The sequence below is a fragment of the Streptomyces formicae genome, assembly GCF_002556545.1.
In the GTDB taxonomy this organism is placed as follows: domain Bacteria; phylum Actinomycetota; class Actinomycetes; order Streptomycetales; family Streptomycetaceae; genus Streptomyces; species Streptomyces formicae_A.
Genome location: NZ_CP022685.1, coordinates 4,490,516 through 4,508,786, shown reverse-complemented (window position 1 = coordinate 4,508,786; position 18,271 = coordinate 4,490,516). Strand labels below are relative to the sequence as shown.

Annotated in this window: 15 protein-coding genes and 1 pseudogene; 3 read left to right on the top strand and 13 right to left on the bottom strand. The window is 71.1% G+C overall.

All coding sequences use genetic code 11. The features are described 5' to 3' along the window. Positions 1 to 152 precede the first annotated feature (152 nt). The 6 genes and pseudogenes from KY5_RS19240 to KY5_RS42560 all read right to left on the bottom strand — a co-directional run. Positions 153 to 599 (bottom strand): NUDIX hydrolase, encoded by a 447-nt coding sequence (locus KY5_RS19240; RefSeq protein WP_098243423.1) that lies wholly within the window; start codon positions 597 to 599, stop codon positions 153 to 155. Beyond that, on the bottom strand, positions 569 to 1,708 hold the full coding sequence (locus tag KY5_RS19235) for a CHAD domain-containing protein (protein WP_418952798.1): 1,140 nt from the start codon (positions 1,706 to 1,708) through the stop codon (positions 569 to 571). Before KY5_RS19235 ends, KY5_RS19240 begins: the two co-directional genes overlap by 31 nt. Beyond that, a complete protein-coding gene (locus KY5_RS19230) occupies positions 1,689 to 4,040 on the bottom strand; it encodes an RNA degradosome polyphosphate kinase (RefSeq protein ID WP_418952797.1) in 2,352 nt (783 codons plus the stop codon). The genes KY5_RS19235 and KY5_RS19230 overlap by 20 nt, the downstream gene beginning before the upstream one ends. A 133-nt stretch (positions 4,041 to 4,173) precedes the next feature. Continuing rightward, entirely contained in the window at positions 4,174 to 5,142 is a 969-nt protein-coding gene (locus KY5_RS19225; RefSeq protein WP_098243421.1) for a hypothetical protein, read from the bottom strand. Beyond that, positions 5,139 to 6,035 carry an ABC transporter ATP-binding protein gene (locus KY5_RS19220; protein WP_098243420.1) on the bottom strand — a complete coding sequence of 299 codons (897 nt, stop codon included), beginning with the start codon at positions 6,033 to 6,035 and terminating at the stop codon, positions 5,139 to 5,141. Before KY5_RS19220 ends, KY5_RS19225 begins: the two co-directional genes overlap by 4 nt. Further along, positions 6,032 to 6,273: pseudogene (locus KY5_RS42560) on the bottom strand (GntR family transcriptional regulator); the annotation flags it as partial. The pseudogene KY5_RS42560 and the gene KY5_RS19220, both read right to left, overlap by 4 nt. Positions 6,274 to 6,379: 106 nt before the next feature. Here KY5_RS42560 and KY5_RS19210 point away from each other — a divergent pair. Then, entirely contained in the window at positions 6,380 to 6,718 is a 339-nt protein-coding gene (locus KY5_RS19210; protein ID WP_098243419.1) for an LppU/SCO3897 family protein, read from the top strand. A gap of 76 nt (positions 6,719 to 6,794) precedes the next feature. Here KY5_RS19210 and mshD read toward each other — a convergent pair whose 3' ends face one another. Next, the gene (gene mshD / locus KY5_RS19205) at positions 6,795 to 7,733 is read right to left on the bottom strand and encodes a mycothiol synthase (RefSeq protein WP_098243418.1); all 939 of its coding nucleotides are present in this window, start codon (positions 7,731 to 7,733) and stop codon (positions 6,795 to 6,797) included. Positions 7,734 to 8,571: 838 nt separating this feature from the next. On the opposite strand from mshD, the gene KY5_RS19200 reads away from it, so the two are divergent. Beyond that, positions 8,572 to 10,413: a bifunctional metallophosphatase/5'-nucleotidase gene (locus tag KY5_RS19200; protein WP_098243417.1), complete on the top strand. Its 1,842-nt coding sequence runs from the start codon at positions 8,572 to 8,574 to the stop codon at positions 10,411 to 10,413. A 139-nt stretch (positions 10,414 to 10,552) separates the two neighbouring features. Continuing rightward, positions 10,553 to 11,842: a DUF2993 domain-containing protein gene (locus tag KY5_RS19195; RefSeq protein ID WP_098243416.1), complete on the top strand. Its 1,290-nt coding sequence runs from the start codon at positions 10,553 to 10,555 to the stop codon at positions 11,840 to 11,842. A 59-nt stretch (positions 11,843 to 11,901) separates the two neighbouring features. Here the strand turns inward: KY5_RS19195 and abc-f are convergent, their stop codons facing one another. The 6 genes from abc-f to KY5_RS19165 all read right to left on the bottom strand — a co-directional run bounded on the left by abc-f (position 11,902) and on the right by KY5_RS19165 (position 18,269). Further along, positions 11,902 to 13,542: a ribosomal protection-like ABC-F family protein gene (abc-f, locus tag KY5_RS19190; RefSeq protein ID WP_098243415.1), complete on the bottom strand. Its 1,641-nt coding sequence runs from the start codon at positions 13,540 to 13,542 to the stop codon at positions 11,902 to 11,904. A gap of 109 nt (positions 13,543 to 13,651) precedes the next feature. After that, positions 13,652 to 15,103, bottom strand: coding sequence for a sensor histidine kinase (locus KY5_RS19185; RefSeq protein WP_098243414.1), 1,452 nt, complete (start codon positions 15,101 to 15,103; stop codon positions 13,652 to 13,654). Further along, positions 15,100 to 15,837, bottom strand: a complete 738-nt coding sequence (locus KY5_RS19180; RefSeq protein ID WP_098243413.1) for a response regulator transcription factor — start codon at positions 15,835 to 15,837, stop codon at positions 15,100 to 15,102. The genes KY5_RS19185 and KY5_RS19180 overlap by 4 nt, the downstream gene beginning before the upstream one ends. A 42-nt stretch (positions 15,838 to 15,879) precedes the next feature. Then, positions 15,880 to 16,077: a hypothetical protein gene (locus KY5_RS19175; protein ID WP_098243412.1), complete on the bottom strand. Its 198-nt coding sequence runs from the start codon at positions 16,075 to 16,077 to the stop codon at positions 15,880 to 15,882. A gap of 40 nt (positions 16,078 to 16,117) precedes the next feature. Continuing rightward, positions 16,118 to 17,137 (bottom strand): S1C family serine protease, encoded by a 1,020-nt coding sequence (locus KY5_RS19170; RefSeq protein WP_098243411.1) that lies wholly within the window; start codon positions 17,135 to 17,137, stop codon positions 16,118 to 16,120. A gap of 109 nt (positions 17,138 to 17,246) precedes the next feature. After that, the gene (locus KY5_RS19165; protein WP_098243410.1) at positions 17,247 to 18,269 is read right to left on the bottom strand and encodes a LacI family DNA-binding transcriptional regulator; all 1,023 of its coding nucleotides are present in this window, start codon (positions 18,267 to 18,269) and stop codon (positions 17,247 to 17,249) included. Between the last annotated feature and the right edge of the window lie 2 nt (positions 18,270 to 18,271).

The window sequence follows — 18,271 nt, the reverse complement described above, 5'->3', positions numbered from 1 at the left end:
GCGGCGGTGTGTCTCGCTCAAGACCCCTTCGGTGTCTTGTAAGCCCGAAATTAGGCAGGGCAAGTGAAGCGGCCGATGGGCACGAGTGAACGGAGGGTGAACCTCGGCGGTCGGCCTGGTTAGGCAATGTGCTACAGAAAGTAGCGAAGTGACTACGCCAGGTTAAGCGTGCTGAGCAGGGCGTCGACGAGCTGCCGGTCGCGGAGCTGCGTGAGCCGGTTGCGGGCCGCGACCGGGGGCAGCCAGATGATGCGGTCGACCTCGCGATTGGGCGAGAAATGGCCGGTGGTCGCCTCCGCTGCCCAGTAGGTGACTTCCTTGGGGCGGCCCTGGGCGAGGTAGCGGGCCGTGGGCAGGGGAGCGCCGGGGGCGCAGCGGAAGCCGGTCTCCTCCTCGACCTCGCGCAGGGCCCCCGCGAGCGGCTCCTCAGAGCGCTTCAGCTTGCCCTTGGGGTGCGACCAGTCGTCGTACTTGGGCCGGTGCACCAGGCAGACCTCCAGGCCGCCGTCGACGGGGGAGCGGCGCCACAGGACGCAGCCCGCCGCCCGGACGACGCCTTCCTTGGACGTCACCGTGTACTCACCGCCTCGTGGAGCCATGCCTGCTGGAAAGCGAACCGGGCGGCCTCGACCTCGTGGCGCTGGTCGGCGTGGAGCACGCCGAGTGCGTACGCCGTGGCCGGGGCGATGCGGGGGGTGCGGGCGGCCTGGGCCGCCGCGGCGGCCGCCGCCGCTGCCTCGCGGTGGACGTTCAGGGCGTGGCTCGCGTCCGTGACGCGGGGGTCCTGGGCGGCGTGGCCGAGGAGGACCTCCTGGGCGTACCGGTGCAGGCGCAGCAGGGAGCGGACCTTCAGCCAGGGGGCGTCCTGGGCGTCAGGGGCGCTGTCCGAGGCGAGGCCGTGGACGAGGGCGCCCGCGTTGTAGGGATGGCCCGCCTGGCCCAGCGGGAGCGTGCCGATGGCCTCGATGAGGTCCGATTCCGCCTGGGCGGCGAGGAGCTTGAGGTCGTCGCCGGTTCCTGCCCGCAAGGGGACCTCGCTCGCCAGGACGGCGACGTTGTCCGCGACCGCGTGGAAGCGGGAGGAGCCGAATGCCTGGAGGGCGGTGGAGTGGGCCCTTGTCCTTGCCAGGGTGAGCTGGCGCTCCAGGAGCGCGGCGGCTTTGGCCGCGCCCACTGCCAGGCCGCGAGGGGTGCTCGCCTCCGTGGCGGCACTCGGCGACGGGGGCTGTGCCCACCCTTCCCCAAGCTCTCGGCTTCGCTCGAGCAGGGCAGGCCCCACTCGCCCCGCGGAACGATTGCCCACAGCAGCAGACCCCTTGGCAGGGCCCGGCACCTGAGGCTGGCCCGCCAGGCGGTGGAGGGCCTCAAGGAGGCGGTCCAGGCGCGTGGCGTACGCGTGCTCCTGGGCCAGCGTGCCCGAGAGCCAGGCCAGTTCGGGGCGCAGGGAGGACGCCCACTCCTGGTCGAGGAGGGGGCGGAACGTGTGCAGGGTCGCGCCGATGCGGCGGGCAGCCCGGCGCAGGGCGCGGGCCGCCTCCAGGGACTCCTCGGCGCCCTGCGCGTCCGTCGTGGACTCGCGGTGCAGCCGCAGCGAGCGGAGGAACTCCGTCGCCTGGGCGTTGAGGTGGGCGGCGAGCAGTTCGCCCGCGTCCGCGCCGGGGTCGGGTCCCGTGCCCGTACCCGTCATCTCACGGTGTTGCTGTGCCACGCCGGCGCCTCCGGGCGTCTATGAGCATCTCCTGTACGTTCCGCAAGGGCTGGCCTTCCGGATCCACCGAGTGGCGGGTCCAGTTGCCGTCAGCGCCGAGGTGCCAGGAGGCGGTGGTGTCCGACATGCCGGTCTCCAGGAGCCGGCTGAGGGCCGCACGGTGCGCCGGGTCCTGGACCCGGACCAGTGCCTCGATGCGGCGGTCGAGATTGCGGTGCATCATGTCGGCGCTGCCGATCCACACCTCCGGTTCGCCGCCGTTGCCGAAGGCGAAGACGCGGGAGTGTTCGAGGAAGCGGCCGAGTACGGAGCGCACGCGGATGTTCTCCGAGAGCCCGGCCACCCCGGGCCGCACCGCGCAGATGCCGCGCACCCACACGTCCACGTCGACGCCTGCCTGGGACGCGCGGTACAGCGCGTCGATCACGGCTTCGTCGACCATCGAGTTGACCTTGATGCGGACGTGGGCCGGGCGGCCCGCGCGGTGGTGCTGTATCTCCTTGTTGACGCGCGAGACGAGACCGTCGCGCAGCGACTTGGGGGCCACGAGGAGACGGCGGTAGGTCTCCCTGCGGGAGTAGCCGGAGAGGCGGTTGAACAGGTCGGAGAGGTCCGCGCCGACTTCCGGGTTGGAGGTCAGCAGGCCCAGGTCCTCGTAGAGGCGGGCCGTCTTGGGGTGGTAGTTGCCGGTGCCCACGTGCGAGTAGCGGACCAGGGCGTCGCCTTCTTGGCGTACGACGAGGGAGAGCTTGCAGTGGGTCTTCAGGCCGACCAGGCCGTAGACCACGTGGCAGCCGGACTCCTCCAGCTTCCTGGCCCACTTGATGTTGGCCTGCTCGTCGAAGCGGGCCTTGATCTCGACCAGGACGAGGACCTGCTTGCCGGACTCGGCGGCGTCGATGAGCGCGTCCACTATCGGGGAGTCGCCCGAAGTGCGGTACAGCGTCTGCTTGATGGCGAGTACGTCGGGGTCGGCGGCGGCCTGTTCGAGGAACGCCTGCACGGAGGTGGAGAACGAGTCGTACGGGTGGTGCAGGAGCACGTCGCGTTCGCGAAGGGCGACGAAGATGTCGGGCGCGGACGCCGACTCGACCTCGGCGAGGTCGCGGTGGGTGCCCGCCACGAACTTCGGGTACTTCAGCTCGGGCCTGTCCAGCTTGGCGATGCTGAAGAGGCCGGTCAGGTCGAGCGGTCCGGGCAGCGGGTAGACCTCGGCCTCGCTGATCTTCAGCTCCCGCACGAGCAGGCTGAGGATGTTCGGGTCGATGGACTCCTCGACCTCCAGGCGCACGGGCGGGCCGAAGCGGCGCCGCATGAGCTCCTTCTCCAGGGCCTGGAGCAGGTTCTCCGCGTCGTCCTCCTCGACCTCCAGGTCCTCGTTCCTGGTGAGCCGGAACATGTGGTGCTCCTGGATCTCCATGCCCGGGAAGAGCTCCTGGAGGTGCGCGGGCGCCGCGATGACGTCCTCTATCGGGACGTAGCGCTGCGGGGATGCCTCCAGGAAGCGGGAGAGCAGCGGGGGGACCTTCACACGTGCGAAGTGCTGATGTCCGGACACCGGGTTGCGCACGACCACGGCGAGGTTCAGGGAGAGCCCCGAGATGTACGGGAAGGGGTGCGCGGGGTCCACGGCCAGCGGGGTCAGGACGGGGAAGATCTGCTGCCGGAAGAGCGTGAAGAGCCGGGACTGCTCCTTCTCGGTCAGCTCGTTCCACCGGACCAGGTGGATGCCCTCGTCGGCGAGGCCCGGCGCGACGTCGTCCTGGTAGCAGGCGGCGTGCCGGGCCATGAGCTCGCGGGAGCGGTTCCAGATGAGGTCGAGGACCTCGCGGGGCTGGAGTCCCGAGGCCGAACGGGTGGCGACGCCGGTCGCGATGCGCCGCTTGAGACCGGCCACGCGGACCATGAAGAACTCGTCCAGGTTCGAGGCGAAGATCGCCAGGAAGTTAGCCCGTTCGAGGAGGGGTGTGTGGGGGTCCTCGGCCAGCTCGAGAACCCGTTCGTTGAAGGCGAGCCAGCTGCGCTCCCGGTCGAGGAACCGGCCCTGGGGCAGTTCCGCGCCGTCGTGCCCTATCTGGGCGTCCTCGTCGTACGCGTCGAGGTCGGCATCGATGTCAGGGTCCAGGTCGGAGACCGTGGCGGCGATGGTGTGGGGCCTGTGTGCGGCGATGGAGCCGACGGAGGGCTGGGCGTGCTGGACCTGACCTTGCGTGTTCGGCTGGCTCATGGACCCATTCTTCCGCGCGGGCACGCCGATGGGCGCGTCGGAGAGCGCGGGAGAGAGGCGGAGCTTCCCGTTCACCGGGGAAGGGTCGGGCACGGCGGGCTGCATTGAGCGAGCGTCGCAAGCCAGTCTGAATCGCCGGTTACGGCGACATGACGTGCGGGACATCGACCGACGACCCCCGGGCGTCTACACGGTGGGGGCCGTCGGTCGAGCGTACGTATCCAGCCGATCGTACGGTTCAGGCCGCGCGGCGGCGGAGGATCCTGAACGCGGCGTAGGTTGCGGCGGCCGCCAGGGCGAGGATGATGCCGGTCTCGATCAACTGGACGTACCAGAAATGGGACTTGGGGTGGTAGTCCATGAACGCGCCGGTGACCTTGGTGTCGGTGGGGCAGGAGTAGCCGGAAAGCGGCTTCGGGAGGCAGTGCCTCGCGATGAAGCGGTCTCCGGCGGCGTTGGTGACGCCTTGGTCGACGGCGAAGTAGTCGAAGGGCTGCGGGACGTCGAGCCACCAGTCCCGGGACGGGGCGGGCGCGGTGATCGTACGGGTCGGGAAGAGGCCCCAGCGCACATTGCCGCACAGCAGCAGTACGCCTCCGGTGACCAGTGTGGTGAGGGACGCGGCGAGCAGCGTCCGGCGTACGAGGAGCCCGACGGCGGCTCCCACGGCCACGCCGAGCAGGCCGTACGCGAGGAGCACGGGGCCCGTGGCTTCGTAGATGCCCCGGTCGGCCCAGTGGAAGTTCGTGCGGTCGCCGAGCGCGTTACCCGTGCCGAGCTGGAGGACCGCCATGAGGAAGAGCGTCCCGCCCACGGCGAGCGCGACGGCGGTGGTCAGCTTGGAGGCGAGCCAGCACGCGGGCGAGACCGACTGGGTCCAGGAGAGCTTGTACACCCCGGACTCCATCTCGCGCCCGATCAGCGGGCCCGCGACGAAGGCGCCGATGAGCGCGGGGAGCAGGAGCATGCCGAGGGAGCCCTTGTCCATGCTGATGTACAGCATGTCGCGGGCGCTGGTGAAGCCGAGGAAGGTGTCGCAGGTTCCGTTGGAGGCGCAGCGGCCCACGGGTTCGGGGTAGGCGTGGGCGGCCCAGCGCAGCCAGCCGGTGAAGGCGAGGGCGGTGAGGAGGACGGTGCCGCCGGTCAGCAGGGCGGTGCGGTGCAGACGGATGTCGACCCGGCGGGGGCCGTGCAGGAGCGTGCTCACGCGGACACCTCCAGCCCCCGCGAGGTGGCGCCGGGAGAGATCAGCGCGGGCGCGTCCGGTGAGCGGAGATGGGCCAGCAACAGCTCCTCCAGGGAAGGCTCTTCGACGTCCCAGTCGTCGGCGACGGGTCCTTCGGCGCGTATCAGGGCGCTGAGGCCGCGCCCCGTCGCGCGGGATTCGACGACCGTGTGCGGGTGCAGGCGTTCGACCGGGCCTCGGCCGGTGACCAGGCGGTGGGCGCCGACGAGATCGTCGATGCCGCCGCCGAGGCGGATGCGGCCCGCGCCGACCAGGAGCAAGTGGTCGCACGCGTCGGCGAGTTCGCCGACGATGTGCGAGGACATCACGACGGTCGTGCCGTGCTCGGCGGCCGTGGCCATGAGCGTGCCCATGAGCTGATGGCGGGCGAGGGGGTCGAGGTCGGCCATCGGCTCGTCCAAGAGCAGGAGTTCGGCCCGCTTGCCGAGCGCGAGGGCGAGCGCGACGCGGGTGCGCTGGCCGCCGGAGAGCGTACGGATGCGGGCGTTCGGGTCGAGCCCGCCGCTCACGACGCGCTCGGCCGTGGCCGTGTCCCAGTGGCCGGGGTTGAGCTCGGCGCCGAGCCGCAACGTGTCCGCGATGGTCAGTTGCGGATGGAGCGGCTTGTCCTGGGCGACGTACGCGACGCGGGCGCGGGCCTCGCCGGGCGCGGCGCCGAGCACGGTCAGCGTGCCCGAGCTGGGGCGTTCGAGGCCCGCGGCGAGCGCGAGCAGCGTGGACTTGCCCGCGCCGTTGGGGCCGACGACGGCACAGACGCGTCCCGTCGGCAGCCGGAACGAGCAGTCGTGCAGGGCGCGGTGGCGCCGTCCGTAATGCTTGCTCAGCGACGTCGCCTCGATGGCGGTGTCGGTCATGCGAACTCCCCCTTGAAGCCGCGGTCCGTGGTCTGCGGTTCGGTGAACTGTTCTTCCAGTACGGCCGTGAAGAGCGCGGCCACGTCGTCCCTCTCCAGGCCCGCCGCGCGGGCCCGAGCGGCCCACTCGACGAGCTCCCCCCGGAGCGGCGAGCGGTGGCCTCGACGACCTCGCGCGCGGTGGGCAGCTTGTCGCCCGGCTCCAACAGGCCGAGACGGAGCGCCTGTCGGGCGTTCCGTCAAGTGGGACCACATCGAGGCGAGTTGCGGGACAGGGGGCGGGATCTTGTAACGTCTGCCGCTCGGAATTGACGTGAACACGCACGAAATCTCGGGGGTTTCACCATGTCCCAGCGCCAATCGCCCCTCATCAAGGTGGCGGCCCTGCTCATCGCGGCCGTCGTCGCGGGGGTCTGGATGTACACGAGCAAGGGCAACACCACCGGACCCGACAGCGAGAGCGCCAAGCAGCCCGCCGTCGCGGAGGTCGGTGACTGTGTCCAGAACACGGGGTCGGACGGCAGCCCGGACATGGAGATCATCGGCTGCGGTGAGGCCGGGGCCGAGTACAAGGTCGCGAGCAAGTTCGAGACGGAGTGCGAGCCGGGGCAGTCCCGTTACGAGCAGACGCGGCGGGGGCGGGTGCAGTTCTCGATGTGTCTGACCGAGGTCGCGGGCAAGTAGCGCGGACGGGCCGACGGTACGACGAAGGGCGCGGCGTTCCCCGGGGAACGCCGCGCCCTTGTGCGGTACGCGGGGGTCAGGACTCCGTGCGGTACATCAGGTCCGTCTCGTGCGTCACGAAACCGAGCCGCTCGTAGACGCTCACCGCCGCCTTGTTGTCCGCGTCCACGTACAGCATCGCCGTCGGCAGGCCCTGCTGTGCGAGGTGGCGCAGGCCGGTCGTGGTCAGCGCCTTGCCCAGGCCACCGCCCTGCGCGCCGGGGCGTACGCCCACGACGTACACCTCGCCGAGGCCCTCGTCCGCGTGGGCCTTCGTCCAGTGGAACCCGACCAGTTCGCCCGCACGCTCGGCGAGGAAGAAGCCCGCCGGGTCGAACCACGGCTCCGCCTTGCGGTCGTCAAGGTCGCGCTGGGTCAGGGAGCCCTGCTCGGGGTGGTGGGCGAACGCCTCCGCGTTCACCGCGAGCCAGGCCGCGTCGTCCTGTCCCGGCACGAAGGTGCGGACGGAGACGCCCTCGGGGAAGACCGGGTCCGGCAGGTCGAGGTCGGTCAACGGGCGGCGCATCTGCCGCAGTTCGCGGAAGAGCGCCAGACCGAGCACCTGTGCGAGGTGCCGGGCCGCGGAGTGTCCGCCGTGCGCCCACACGCGCAGGCGTCGGCCCGACTCGCCGAGCAGCGCGGAGCCCAGTGCCCTGCCGTGGCCGCGGCCGCGGTGTGCGGGGTGCACGACCAGCTCGGCGGCGGGGGCCTCCACGGGGTCGGTGTCCTCCAGCTGCGCGTAGCCGACGAGGTCGCCGCCGACGCTCAGGAGCAGGTGCCGTACGCCCTCGCGGGCCCCGCCCCGAAGTTGCAGCCTGCCCTGCTCCGACACCGCCTGCTGACCGTCCGAACGGGCGGCGTCCGCGAGGAGCCCCAGCACGGATTCGGACTGCGCCGGGCTGAGCGCGGTGAGGGTGTCGATCTTCCGGAGGGGGGCGGGGGTGGGGGCGGCCTCGGCGGGGCGGTCGTCAGTCATGCTCCCGAGCGTAGTCTGGCGGGGGCGCCTGGAGCGGGGGTGTTGCGCTGCGCGCTCGGCCTCGGTGCCCGGCGGGCTCTCATCGCGCTGCCGCGCTCGCCCTCAATCGCCGGGCAGGCTCGATATTGCGCGCTCGCCCTCTCGATCGCTGTGCGGGCCGGATTGGCGCTGCGCGCTCGCCCTCAAGCGCCGGGCGGGCTCGATATTGCGCGCTGGCCCTCTTGATCGTCGTGCGGGCTGGATATTGCGCGCTCGCCCTCTCGATCGTCGTGCGGGCTGGATGTTGCGGGCTGGTCCTCTTGACCGTCGTGCGGGTTGGGTTGGCGCTGCGCGCTTGCTCTCAATCGTCGTGCGGGCTGGATATTGCGGGCTCGCCCCCTCGATCGTCGTGCGGGCTCGATATTGCGCGCTGGCCCTCTCGATCGCTGTGCGGGCCGGATTGGCGCTGCGCGCTCGTCCTCAAGCGCCGGACGGGCTGAATATCGTCCGCCCACCCCGATCCCTCCCCCTCCCCGGGGGGGGGAGGCGCCCCGCATGCCCCACGCTCGCCCTCAGGCGGCCGCCCCCGCCGCCGGGCGACCTGGACGCCGTGGCGTTCGTCCTCAAGTGCCGGGGGGGGAGGGGCCCGCTCGGCCGTCGCGCCCCTACCACCGTCAGCCAGGCCCAGGGGCCAGATCCCCCCCTAACGGCAACCAGGATGTAACCAGCAACCCTCTGTTGTGCTACGCGCGTTGACTCTAGGCTGCCGTCGCGGCGGAATGCCGTCGTATCGGTTCTGTTCGGACCTATTCGAGCTCATTCGAGTCCATACAAGTCCATTCGACCCCCAGGGGGACACGTGTCAGCCTCAGCCCAGTCACGTCGGCCCAGACGTCGTGCCTATCGCGTGCTTGCCGCGGCCGCCTCGCTCGCCACCGTCGGTGCGCTGGCCGCCGCGCTTCCCGCCAGTGCGGGGGCGGAGCACGCGGGTGGGGGCAAGGGCGGCGAGAAGCGCACGGTCGACGTGCAGTTGTTGTCGTTCAACGACTTCCACGGGAATCTGCAGCCGCCCGCCGGGTCCTCGGGACAGGTGACGGAGAAGCAGCCCGACGGGAGCGAGAAGAAGATCGACGCGGGTGGGGTCGAGTACCTCGCGACGTCGCTGCGCACCGCGCGCAAGGGCAACCCCTACAGCGTCACCGCCGCCGCCGGCGACCTCATCGGCGCGAGCCCCCTGCTCTCCGGGCTCTTCCACGACGAGCCCACCGTCGAGGCGATGAACAAGCTCGGGCTCGACGTCACCAGCGTCGGCAACCACGAGTTCGACGAGGGGGCCAAGGAACTGGCCCGCATGCAGAACGGCGGCTGCCACCCCAAGGACGGTTGTTTCGAGAAGGACAAGAAGGACAAGAAGGGCAAGGGGAAGAAGTTCAGGGGGGCTGACTACCCATACCTCGCCGCCAACGTCACCGACGAGAAGACCGGCAAGCCCATCCTCAAGCCCTACTGGGTGTGGAAGCACAAGGGCGTCAAGGTCGGGTTCATCGGTGTGACCCTGGAAGGCACGCCGGACATCGTCTCCGCCGACGGCGTCAAGGGGCTCAAGTTCCACGACGAGATCGAGACCGTCAACAAGTACGCGAAGGTCCTCGACAAGCAGGGCGTGAAGTCCATCGTCACGCTCATCCACGAGGGCGGCGTGCCCAAGAGCCAGACGTACAACTACGACTGCGACTCCCCGGGCGCGGGCGACGGCATCTCCGGGCCGATCACCGACATCGCCAAGGGCATCTCGCCCAAGGTCGACGCCCTCGTCACAGGGCACACGCACAACGCGTACGTCTGTACGATCCCGGACCCCGCGGGCAATCCGCGCATGGTGACCTCCGCCTCCTCCTTCGGGAAGCTCTACACGGACACCACCCTCACGTACGACCGCAGGACCAAGGACATCGTGCGGACCAGCGTGAAGTCCGCGAATCACGTCGTCAGTCGTGAGCAGGCCAAGGCGCCGGACATGACCTCGCTCATCCAGCGCTGGGACAAGTTGGCGGCCCCCGTCGCCAACAAGCCCGTCGGGTACGTCTCCGCGGACATCCCGGGGCGCGGCGCCGGTGTCCCCGAGTCGCCCCTCGGCGATCTCATCTCCGACGCGCAGCTCGCCCACGCCAAGTCGCTCGATCCGAAGGCCGACCTCGCCCTGATGAACCCGGGCGGCATCCGCTCCGACATCGTCTTCAAGGCGAGCGGGAGTGAGGGGGACGGGGTCGTCACGTACGGCGAGGCGTTCACCGTGCAGCCCTTCAGCAACACCGTCAACCTGGTCGACCTGACCGGCGCACAGCTTGTGACGGGGCTGAAGCAGCAGGTCAGCGGGTCGAATGCGGCTTCGCCGAAGATCCTTCAGGTGTCCGAGGGGCTGACGTACACGCTGGACATGACCAAGACGGGGGCCGACCGCGTCGTCGCCGACTCGATCAAGCTGAACGGCAAGGCGATCGACCCGGCCGCCACCTACCGCGTCGCCATGAACTCCTTCCTCGCGGGCGGCGGCGACGGCTTCGCCGAGCTCGGCAAGGGGACGAAGCCGATCGTCGGCGCGGACGACCTGAAGGCGTTCAACGACTACCTGACCGCCAACTCCTCGGCGGACAAGCCGATCGCGCCGCCGAAGGCCGACCGGATCAAGATCGTGAAGTGACGAAGATGACGTTCAGGTGAACCGAGCGGCTCCGACCTGGGGCGGAAGCACCGCGCGACCACCTCAGTAAGCGGCCGAAACCACTGGTTACCGGGAGTCAGGCTTGGGGTGGGGTGTGAACGTATGGTGAGATCGGCCGATGCGTTCCCCCCACCGCATAGCCACGCGTCCTTCGGACGCCCCGCTCGATGACGGCACGGTCCACGACCACCGCACAGTCCACGACGACCGCACGAACGACACCGCTGAACTTCCGGCCACCGCGTACAGCAATCCGTACGACGAGCTGGGCGCACTCGCCCCGAACCCGCTGGAGGAGTTCCTCCACGAGGAGAAGGACGAGCCCGCCGCGGACGCCCCCTGGACGCCGCCCAACCACCGCCGAGGCAGCCGCCGCCGCACCCGTTTCGCGGGCCTGCCGCTCGCCGCGAAGGCCGTCGTCGCCGTCCTCGTCGCCACCGCGTTCCTCGCTCTCGGTGACCGCTGGGCCCTTCTGTACGCCGAGCACGAGGCGGCGGACAAGCTCAAGGACCAGATGAAGCTGAGCGCGGCGCCCGAGGTGGACATCGAGGGATTCCCCTTCCTCACCCAGGTCTTCGACAAGCGCGTCGACAAGGTGAAGGTGACCGTCCCCGACGTCGCCGCCGACCGGATCTCCCTCGCCAAGGTCTCCGCGACCGCCACCGACGTACGGATCGACGGGGACGGTCCCACCTCGTTCAAGGGCGCCCACATCGGTGAGATGAACGGCGAGGTGCTGCTCTCCTTCGACGACCTCAACCGCGAACTGGGCGCCTCCCAGGTCACGTTCACCGGCAAGGGCCACGACCAGGTCCTCGCGCGCGGCACGCTGCCCGTCGCCGGGCACGACCTGAAGGTGCGCGCCGACGCCCGCATCCAGCGCAACGGCGACCGGGGCATCTCCACCGACATCGGCGGCATGCGCCTCCAGCTCGGCGACCTCGCGACGTACCGACCCGGCACCCGCGAGAAGGAGGGCCTGCACCTGTCGCGCTCCTCCGCCGACCGCGTGAGCAAGGAGACGTCGAAGGCAAAGGCGCTGCTCTCCGTCCCCGCGATCGTCCAGCGGCTCGGCGTGCCGGACTCCGTGGTGCGCGGGGCGCTGGAGAGCGACGCCAAGCTGAACGAGCTGACGGGCGCGCCGAAGTTCGTGAACGACGTGATGGGCCTCAACCTCATCGACGTCGCGATGGGCCACCCCGAGCTGCTCAAGAAGCTCGGCCTGGACCCCGCGCTCCTCGACGGCCTCGCCAAGCTCACCCGCCCCGTACTCGCCGACCGCCTCACCCTCGCCTTCCAACTCCCGAAGCTCCCGGGCGAGGGAACGATGGCACTGCAGGACGTGACGGTGGAGAAGGAGGGCATCAGGGTGCGGATCGCGGGCTCGGGGATCGGGATCGGCCGGTAGGCACTTAGGGGCGCGGGGAACTGCGCGACGAGCCACGACGCGCCCGCAGACGAGACGATCTAGCACCTACGCCCGTCGCGCAGCGACAGGCACCCGCCCCGGAAACCCGCCCGCAGCCGCCGGTCATGGCTCACGACCACCAACGTTCCCGCGAACCCCTCCAGCGCCACCTCCAGATCCTCCACGAGCGCGGGGGACAGATGGTTGGTCGGCTCGTCGAGCAGCAGCAGGTCCAGCGGGCGCGTGACGAGCCGGGCCAGTTCGAGCCGCCGCCGCTGCCCCACGGAGAGCACCCGCACGGGCCTCCCGAGATCCGCCTCGCGGAAGAGCCCGAGCGCGAGCAGCTCGGCACGCCGCTCCTCCCCGCCGAAGGCGTCGAGCACCGAACGCCCGTCCGCAGAGGGGGAGTTGTCCTGCCGCAGTAGCCCCACCCGCCCCGGACGGCGGACTTCGCCCGACTCCGGGGCCAGCTCCCCGGCGAGCACCCGCAGCAGTGTCGTCTTGCCCGCGCCGTTGGGCCCGGTGACCAGGAGCCGCTCACCGGCGCCGATGGTCAGCGTCCCGTCGATCTCCAGACGGCCCGGGACGCGTACGTCCGTGAGCTCGACGTCACCCGCCGCGGCACCGTCGACGCGCGCGGTGAAGCGCAGGGGGCGCGGGGGCGGCGGCACGGGGTTCTCGGTCAGCCGGTGCAGCCGTTCGCGGGCGTTGCGGATCCGGCTCATCGCGCCGTGCGCCCGTGACCGCGCGCGGAAGGCGCCCGCCCCGCTGAACGCGGCCGGTGCCTTGCGGGGGATCGCGGAGAGCAGCCCGATGTTGGAGTCGGCGAGCGCGGAGTGCCGGGCGACTTCGGCGCGCCACTCCTCGTACTCCCGCTCGTGGCGGGCGCGTTCGGCGGCCTTGGCGGTCAGGTAGCCCGCGTAACCGTTGCCGTAGCGCCGCACGGTCCGCCGCTCGCCGTCCACCTCCAGGATCGTCGTCGTCACGCGGTCGAGGAACGCCCGGTCGTGCGTGACCGCGACGACCGTGCCGCGGTGGGCGCGCAACCGTTCCTCCAGCCAGTGCGTGGCCGCGTCGTCGAGGTCGTTGGTCGGCTCGTCGAGCAGGAGCAGTTCGGGGGCGGACGCGAGCGTTCCGGCGAGCGCGAGCCGGGAGCGCTGCCCGCCGGAGAGCGTGCCGAGCGGCCGTGCGCGGTCCAGGGCGCCGGGCTCCCCGAGGTGGCGCAGGTGGACCTCGACGAGGCGGTCGGCGTCGTGTCCGCCGCGCGCCTCGAACTCGGCGAGGAGGCGTGCGTAGTGGTCGTACGCGGCCTGGTCGGCGCCTTCCAGGGACGATGCGGCGGCCCTGATCCGCCGCTCCAGGGAGCGCAGTTCGGCGAGGGACGCGTCGATCGCGTCGCCGACGGTCGCGGTGTCCGGCAGGCCGAGGGTCTGCGCGAGGTGTCCGGTGCCGCCGGGCGCGGTGACGGTGAGCGTGCCGTTGTCCGGCTGCTCCAGCCCGGCGACGATCCGCAGCAGGGTGGACTTGCCCGAGCCGTTGTCCCCGATGACGCCCGCGCGCTCGCCGGGACGGATGGTGAGGGAGACGCGGTCGAGGACCACGTGGTCCTCGTAGCGCTTGGTGATGTCGGTGAGGGTGAGCTGGGAGGTGGTGGCTGCGGGGGCTGTGGTGAGTGGGGTGACTGGGGTGACTGGGAACAAGTGGGGGCCGCTTCCGTAGGGGACAGATGGCGATACGAGACGTAGCGTCTCGCTTCGTGTCCCTCGAAGATAGCGGCCGGGTCCGGGTTTGGCAAGACGCGGCGTCTCGTTAACTGGGGGTGGACGGCATCTCCCCGGGCGGCGGAGTGGCCGCCCCCGGCAACTGCACCGTCACCACCGTGCCGCCCCCCTCGGCCGCCGCCAGCGTCACCTCGCCGCCGGACTGCCGCACCGTACGCGCCACGATCGAGAGGCCGAGGCCCGATCCCGGCAGGCTGCGCGCGGACGGCGAGCGCCAGAACCGGTCGAAGACGTGCGGGAGTTCGTCCTCGGGAATGCCGGGGCCGTGGTCCCGCACGGTCAGCCTGCCGCGGTCGAGGGCGACCTCGATCGTGCCGCGCGGCGGGCTGAACTTCACCGCGTTGTCGAGGACGTTGACGATGGCGCGTTCCAGGGCGGGCGGCTCCACGCGCACGTACCAGGGCGCGAGCTCCGCGGTGATGGTCAGCTCGGGGCCGCGCAGCCTGGCCCGCTCGATGGCGGTCCTCGTGAGGTTGTGCAGCGCGACGACCTGGACCTTGGCGCCGCTCTCGCCGGTGTCGGGCCGCGAGAGCTCTTGCAGGTCGCCGATGAGTACGGCCAGTTCGGTCATCTGCGCGGTGACCGAGGCGAGGAGCGCCTTGCGGTCGTCGGGCGGGATGGCCCGGCCCGTCTCCTCGCTGCGCGCGAGCAGTTCGATGTTGGTGCGCAGGGAGGTGAGCGGCGTCCGCAGCTCGTGGCCCGCGTCGGCGATCAGCTGCTGCTGGAGGTCGCGGGAGGAGGCGAGCGAGGCGGTCATGGAGTTGAAGGACTCCGAGAGCCGGGCGATCTCGTCGTCGCCCTCGACGGGGATGCGGAGGTTCAAGTCCTCGGTGCGGGCCACGTGTTCGACGGCTTCGGTGAGTCGGTCCACCGGGCGCAGACCCGTGCGCGCCACCCAGAGTCCCGCGGCGCCCGCGCCGAGGACGCCGACTCCGGCGACGACGACGAGGATCAGGGCGAGACTGTCGAGGGTGTCGTCCACCTCGCTGAGGGGACGGGCCACGGAGACCGCGAGCGAGAACTGCGGGTATTCCTTGAGCGGATAGGTCAGGACCCGGTACTTCTCGCCGTTGGACGCGACGGCGTTGTGGTACGTCTCCGTGTCCTGGTTCTCGGCCACGGCGGTGTCCTCGGGGCCGACCTCGATCGACCGGCGTCCCAGGATGGTGCACTTCGTGCCGTTCTTGGACACGATCTGGATGGTCTGCTCGTACAGATCGGTGTTGTCGCGGGTGGGGATCGTGCGCAGACAGCGCGCCTTGCCCGCCAGTGCGTCGATGTCGATCTGCTGGACGACCTGGTTCGGGTTGGGGCGGTTGCTGCTCAGCGCCCCGTCCAACGAGTCGATCAGGGCGTTGCGCACCACGAACCAGCACGTCACCGCGGCCGCCGCGACGGCGAGCGCCACGGCCGTGGCCACCAGGAGCGCGAGGCGCGAGCGCAACGGCAGCGCGCGGAACCGCCGTACGACCCTGTTCACTCCCCGCCCCGCAGCACGTACCCGACGCCCCGCACCGTGTGCACCAGACGGGGTTCGCCGCCCGCCTCCGTCTTGCGGCGCAGGTACATGACGTACACGTCCAGGGAGTTGGACGACGGCTCGAAGTCGAAGCCCCAGACGGCCTTCAGGATCTGCTCACGGGTGAGGACCTGGCGGGGGTGGGCGAGGAACATCTCCAGGAGCGTGAACTCCGTGCGGGTCAGCTCGACCGTGCGCGGGCCCCTGGTGACCTCGCGGGTCGCCAGGTCCATGCGCAGGTCGGCGAAGGAGAGGGTGTCGCCCTCCTCGGCCTCTCCCGCGGCGGCGGCGTACGAACTGCGCCGCAGCAGCGCCCTGATGCGGGCGAACAGCTCGTCCAGTTCGAACGGCTTGACCAGGTAGTCGTCGGCGCCCGCGTCGAGTCCCGTGACGCGGTCGCCGACGGTGTCGCGCGCGGTCAGCATCAGGATGGGCGTGGTCGTCCCGGTGGCGCGGAGCCTGCGCGCGGCGGTCAGGCCGTCCATGCGGGGCATCTGGATGTCGAGTACGACCAGGTCGGGGCGGTGCGCGGCGGCCTTCTCCAGGGCGTCGGCGCCGTCGACGGCGACCTCCGTGGCGTACCCCTCGAAGGCGAGACTGCGCTGGAGCGCCTCCCGCACGGCGGGTTCGTCGTCCACGATCAGGATGCGCTGCTGCTCGCGGTCACCGGTGCGGTCGCCTTCGGCGGGGCTCATGGGCTTCGGACTTCCTCGGGTCAGGGGCGGAACGGGCCGGTATCAGCCTCGCACGCGGGCACGGGCGGTGCGGTCCTCGCGCGCGGCCTGCACGTCGCGCGCCACGGCGAGCGGGAGGCCGAGCCCGGCGGGATCGGTGGCGGGGCGGCCCCAGCCGACGGTGACGGCGAGCGCGTGCCGCGCGCGGTTGACGGTGAGGGAGGTGTGGGGGGTGCGGTGGGTGCGGGGGGTGTCGGACATGGCGTCCTCCTGGGGTGGTGCCCGGGGTCGGTACGAGCGGTCAGGTCCTGGAACCCGACCGGAGCTTGCCCAGGTCGTTCTTGACGGTGTCGATCGGGATGGCGAAGCCGAGGCCGACGCTGCCGGACGCGGACTCGCCGCTGCCCTGCGACGAGGAACTGGGCGAGTACATCGCGGAGTTGATCCCGATGATGTTGCCGTTCATGTCGATGAGGGCGCCGCCGGAGTTGCCGGGGTTGAGCGAGGCGTCGGTCTGGAGCGCCTTGTAGGTGGTCTTGGACGAGCCGGTGTCGCCGTTGAACTGCTGCCCGCCGAACTCGAACGGCCAGCCGCCGTCGGGGTTCTGCGGCTGCTGCTGTCCTTCGTCCGTGGAGACGGTGACGTCGCGTTCGAGCGCGGAGATGATGCCGCTGGTGACGGTGCCGGTCAGGCCCTCGGGGGAGCCGATGGCGACGACCTCGTCGCCGACCTTCACGTTGTCGGAGTTGCCGAGGGTCGCGGGCTTGAGCCCGGAGGCGTCCTTCAGCTGGATGAGCGCGAGGTCCTTCTTGCTGTCGGTGCCGACGACCTCGGCGTCGTACGTCTTGCCGTCGTTGGTGCGCACCTTGATCGAGGTGGCGCCGGCGACGACGTGGTTGTTGGTGACGATCTCGCCGTCGCTCTTGGTGATGACGCCGGAGCCGGTGGACTTGCCCTGACCGGTGCTCGCGCTGATCTCCACGATGCTCGGGCTGACCGCTTCCGCGACACCGGAGACGGTGCCCTTCTTGCTGGTCGGCACGACGTCCGTGCTGGTGGCGGAGGAACCGCCGTCCCGGTCGGTCAGCGTCTGGACGGCGTACGCGGTGCCGCCGCCCACCGCGGCCGCCGCGATGGCGACGGCGGCGAGCAGGGCCAGCGGGCCCCTCGCGCGGCGGCGCCTTGCGGGGCCGTGCCCCTGAGGTGCTTCCGGCGCGTAGGCGGGCGGGGGCGGGAAGGCGCCCTGCGTACCGCCGGGCGGCACAGGCGCTGACGACTGCTGCTGGTGGTACTCGCCGCTGTGGCGGAAGGTCTCGGTCATGTCCTTGAGACTGTCCGCCGCACATGAGAGCTGTCTGAGTACGTCCTGAGAAGCCCGGCAGAAGTGCGTATGCCCGTTATAAAGGCGGACGGGAGGGGGCGGAGGGCGGCTACTGGCAGCCGCAGGACTGGCGCACCACGAGCCGGGAGGGGAACAGCTTCAGGCGCTCCCTGCGCGAACCCGCGACCCGCAGTCCGTCGTCGAGGACGAGGTCGACGGCCGCGCGGGCCATCGCGGGCCGGTCGGAGGCCACCGTCGTCAGCGGCGGGTCGGTGAGCCCGGCCTCCTTGACGTCGTCGAAGCCCGCCACGGCCAGCTCGCCGGGCACGTCGATGCGCAGCTCGCGCGCCGCCCGCAGGATGCCGATCGCCTGGTCGTCCGTGGAGCAGAAGATCGCGGTGGGGCGGTCGGGGCGGGCGAGCAGTTCGAGGCCCACCTGGTAGGCGTCGTAGCGGTTGTAGGGGGCTTCGAAGAGCCGCCCCTCCACCGGGCGGCCGGCCTCGCGCATCGCGCGCCGCCAGCCCTCGACGTGGTCGGAGACGGGGTCGCCGACCGTCGGGGTCTCCGCGGTGCCGCCGACGCAGGCGACGTACTCATGGCCGTGTTCGAGCAGGTGCCGGGTGGCGAGCTGCGCGCCGCCGACGTCGTCCGTGACGACCGCGACGTCGTCGATGGCCTCGGGCCGCTCGTGCAGGAGCACCACGCGCGCGTCCCACGCGTCGATCTCGGCGGCGGCCTGGTCGGTCAGACCGTGGCTGACGAGGATGAGGCCGGAGACCCGCATGCCGAGGAAGGCGCGCAGGTAGTGGGTCTCGCGCTCCTCCACGTAGTCGGAGTTGCCGACGAGGACCATCTTTCCGCGCTCGGACGCCGCCTGTTCCACGGCGTGCGTCATCTCCGCGAAGAACGGCTGGCGCGCGTCCGGCACGATCATGCCTATGAGGTCCGTGCGCCGCGAGGCCATGGCCTGGGCAACCCGGTCGGGCCGGTAACCCAGCTCCTTGATCGCGGCGAGTACCCGCTCGCGCGTGGCCGGGGCGACCGGCCTGGGTCCGTTGTTGATGACGTAACTGACGACCGCGGTCGAAGTACCCGCAAGTCGCGCCACGTCATCCCGAGTCACCTTGGCCACGC

What these genes read in the sequence shown, in the direction of transcription:
- KY5_RS19220 (WP_098243420.1), bottom strand. Translation starts at nt 6,035, where the DNA reads ATGACCGACACCGCCATCGAGGCGACGTCGCTGAGCAAGCATTACGGA.
- KY5_RS19195 (WP_098243416.1), top strand. Translation starts at nt 10,553, where the DNA reads ATGCGTTCCCCCCACCGCATAGCCACGCGTCCTTCGGACGCCCCGCTC.
- KY5_RS19175 (WP_098243412.1), bottom strand. Translation starts at nt 16,077, where the DNA reads ATGTCCGACACCCCCCGCACCCACCGCACCCCCCACACCTCCCTCACC.
- KY5_RS19230 (WP_418952797.1), bottom strand. Translation starts at nt 4,040, where the DNA reads ATGCAGCCCGCCGTGCCCGACCCTTCCCCGGTGAACGGGAAGCTCCGC.
- mshD (WP_098243418.1), bottom strand. Translation starts at nt 7,733, where the DNA reads ATGACTGACGACCGCCCCGCCGAGGCCGCCCCCACCCCCGCCCCCCTC.
- KY5_RS19180 (WP_098243413.1), bottom strand. Translation starts at nt 15,837, where the DNA reads ATGAGCCCCGCCGAAGGCGACCGCACCGGTGACCGCGAGCAGCAGCGC.
- KY5_RS19170 (WP_098243411.1), bottom strand. Translation starts at nt 17,137, where the DNA reads ATGACCGAGACCTTCCGCCACAGCGGCGAGTACCACCAGCAGCAGTCG.
- KY5_RS19240 (WP_098243423.1), bottom strand. Translation starts at nt 599, where the DNA reads ATGGCTCCACGAGGCGGTGAGTACACGGTGACGTCCAAGGAAGGCGTC.
- KY5_RS19210 (WP_098243419.1), top strand. Translation starts at nt 6,380, where the DNA reads ATGTCCCAGCGCCAATCGCCCCTCATCAAGGTGGCGGCCCTGCTCATC.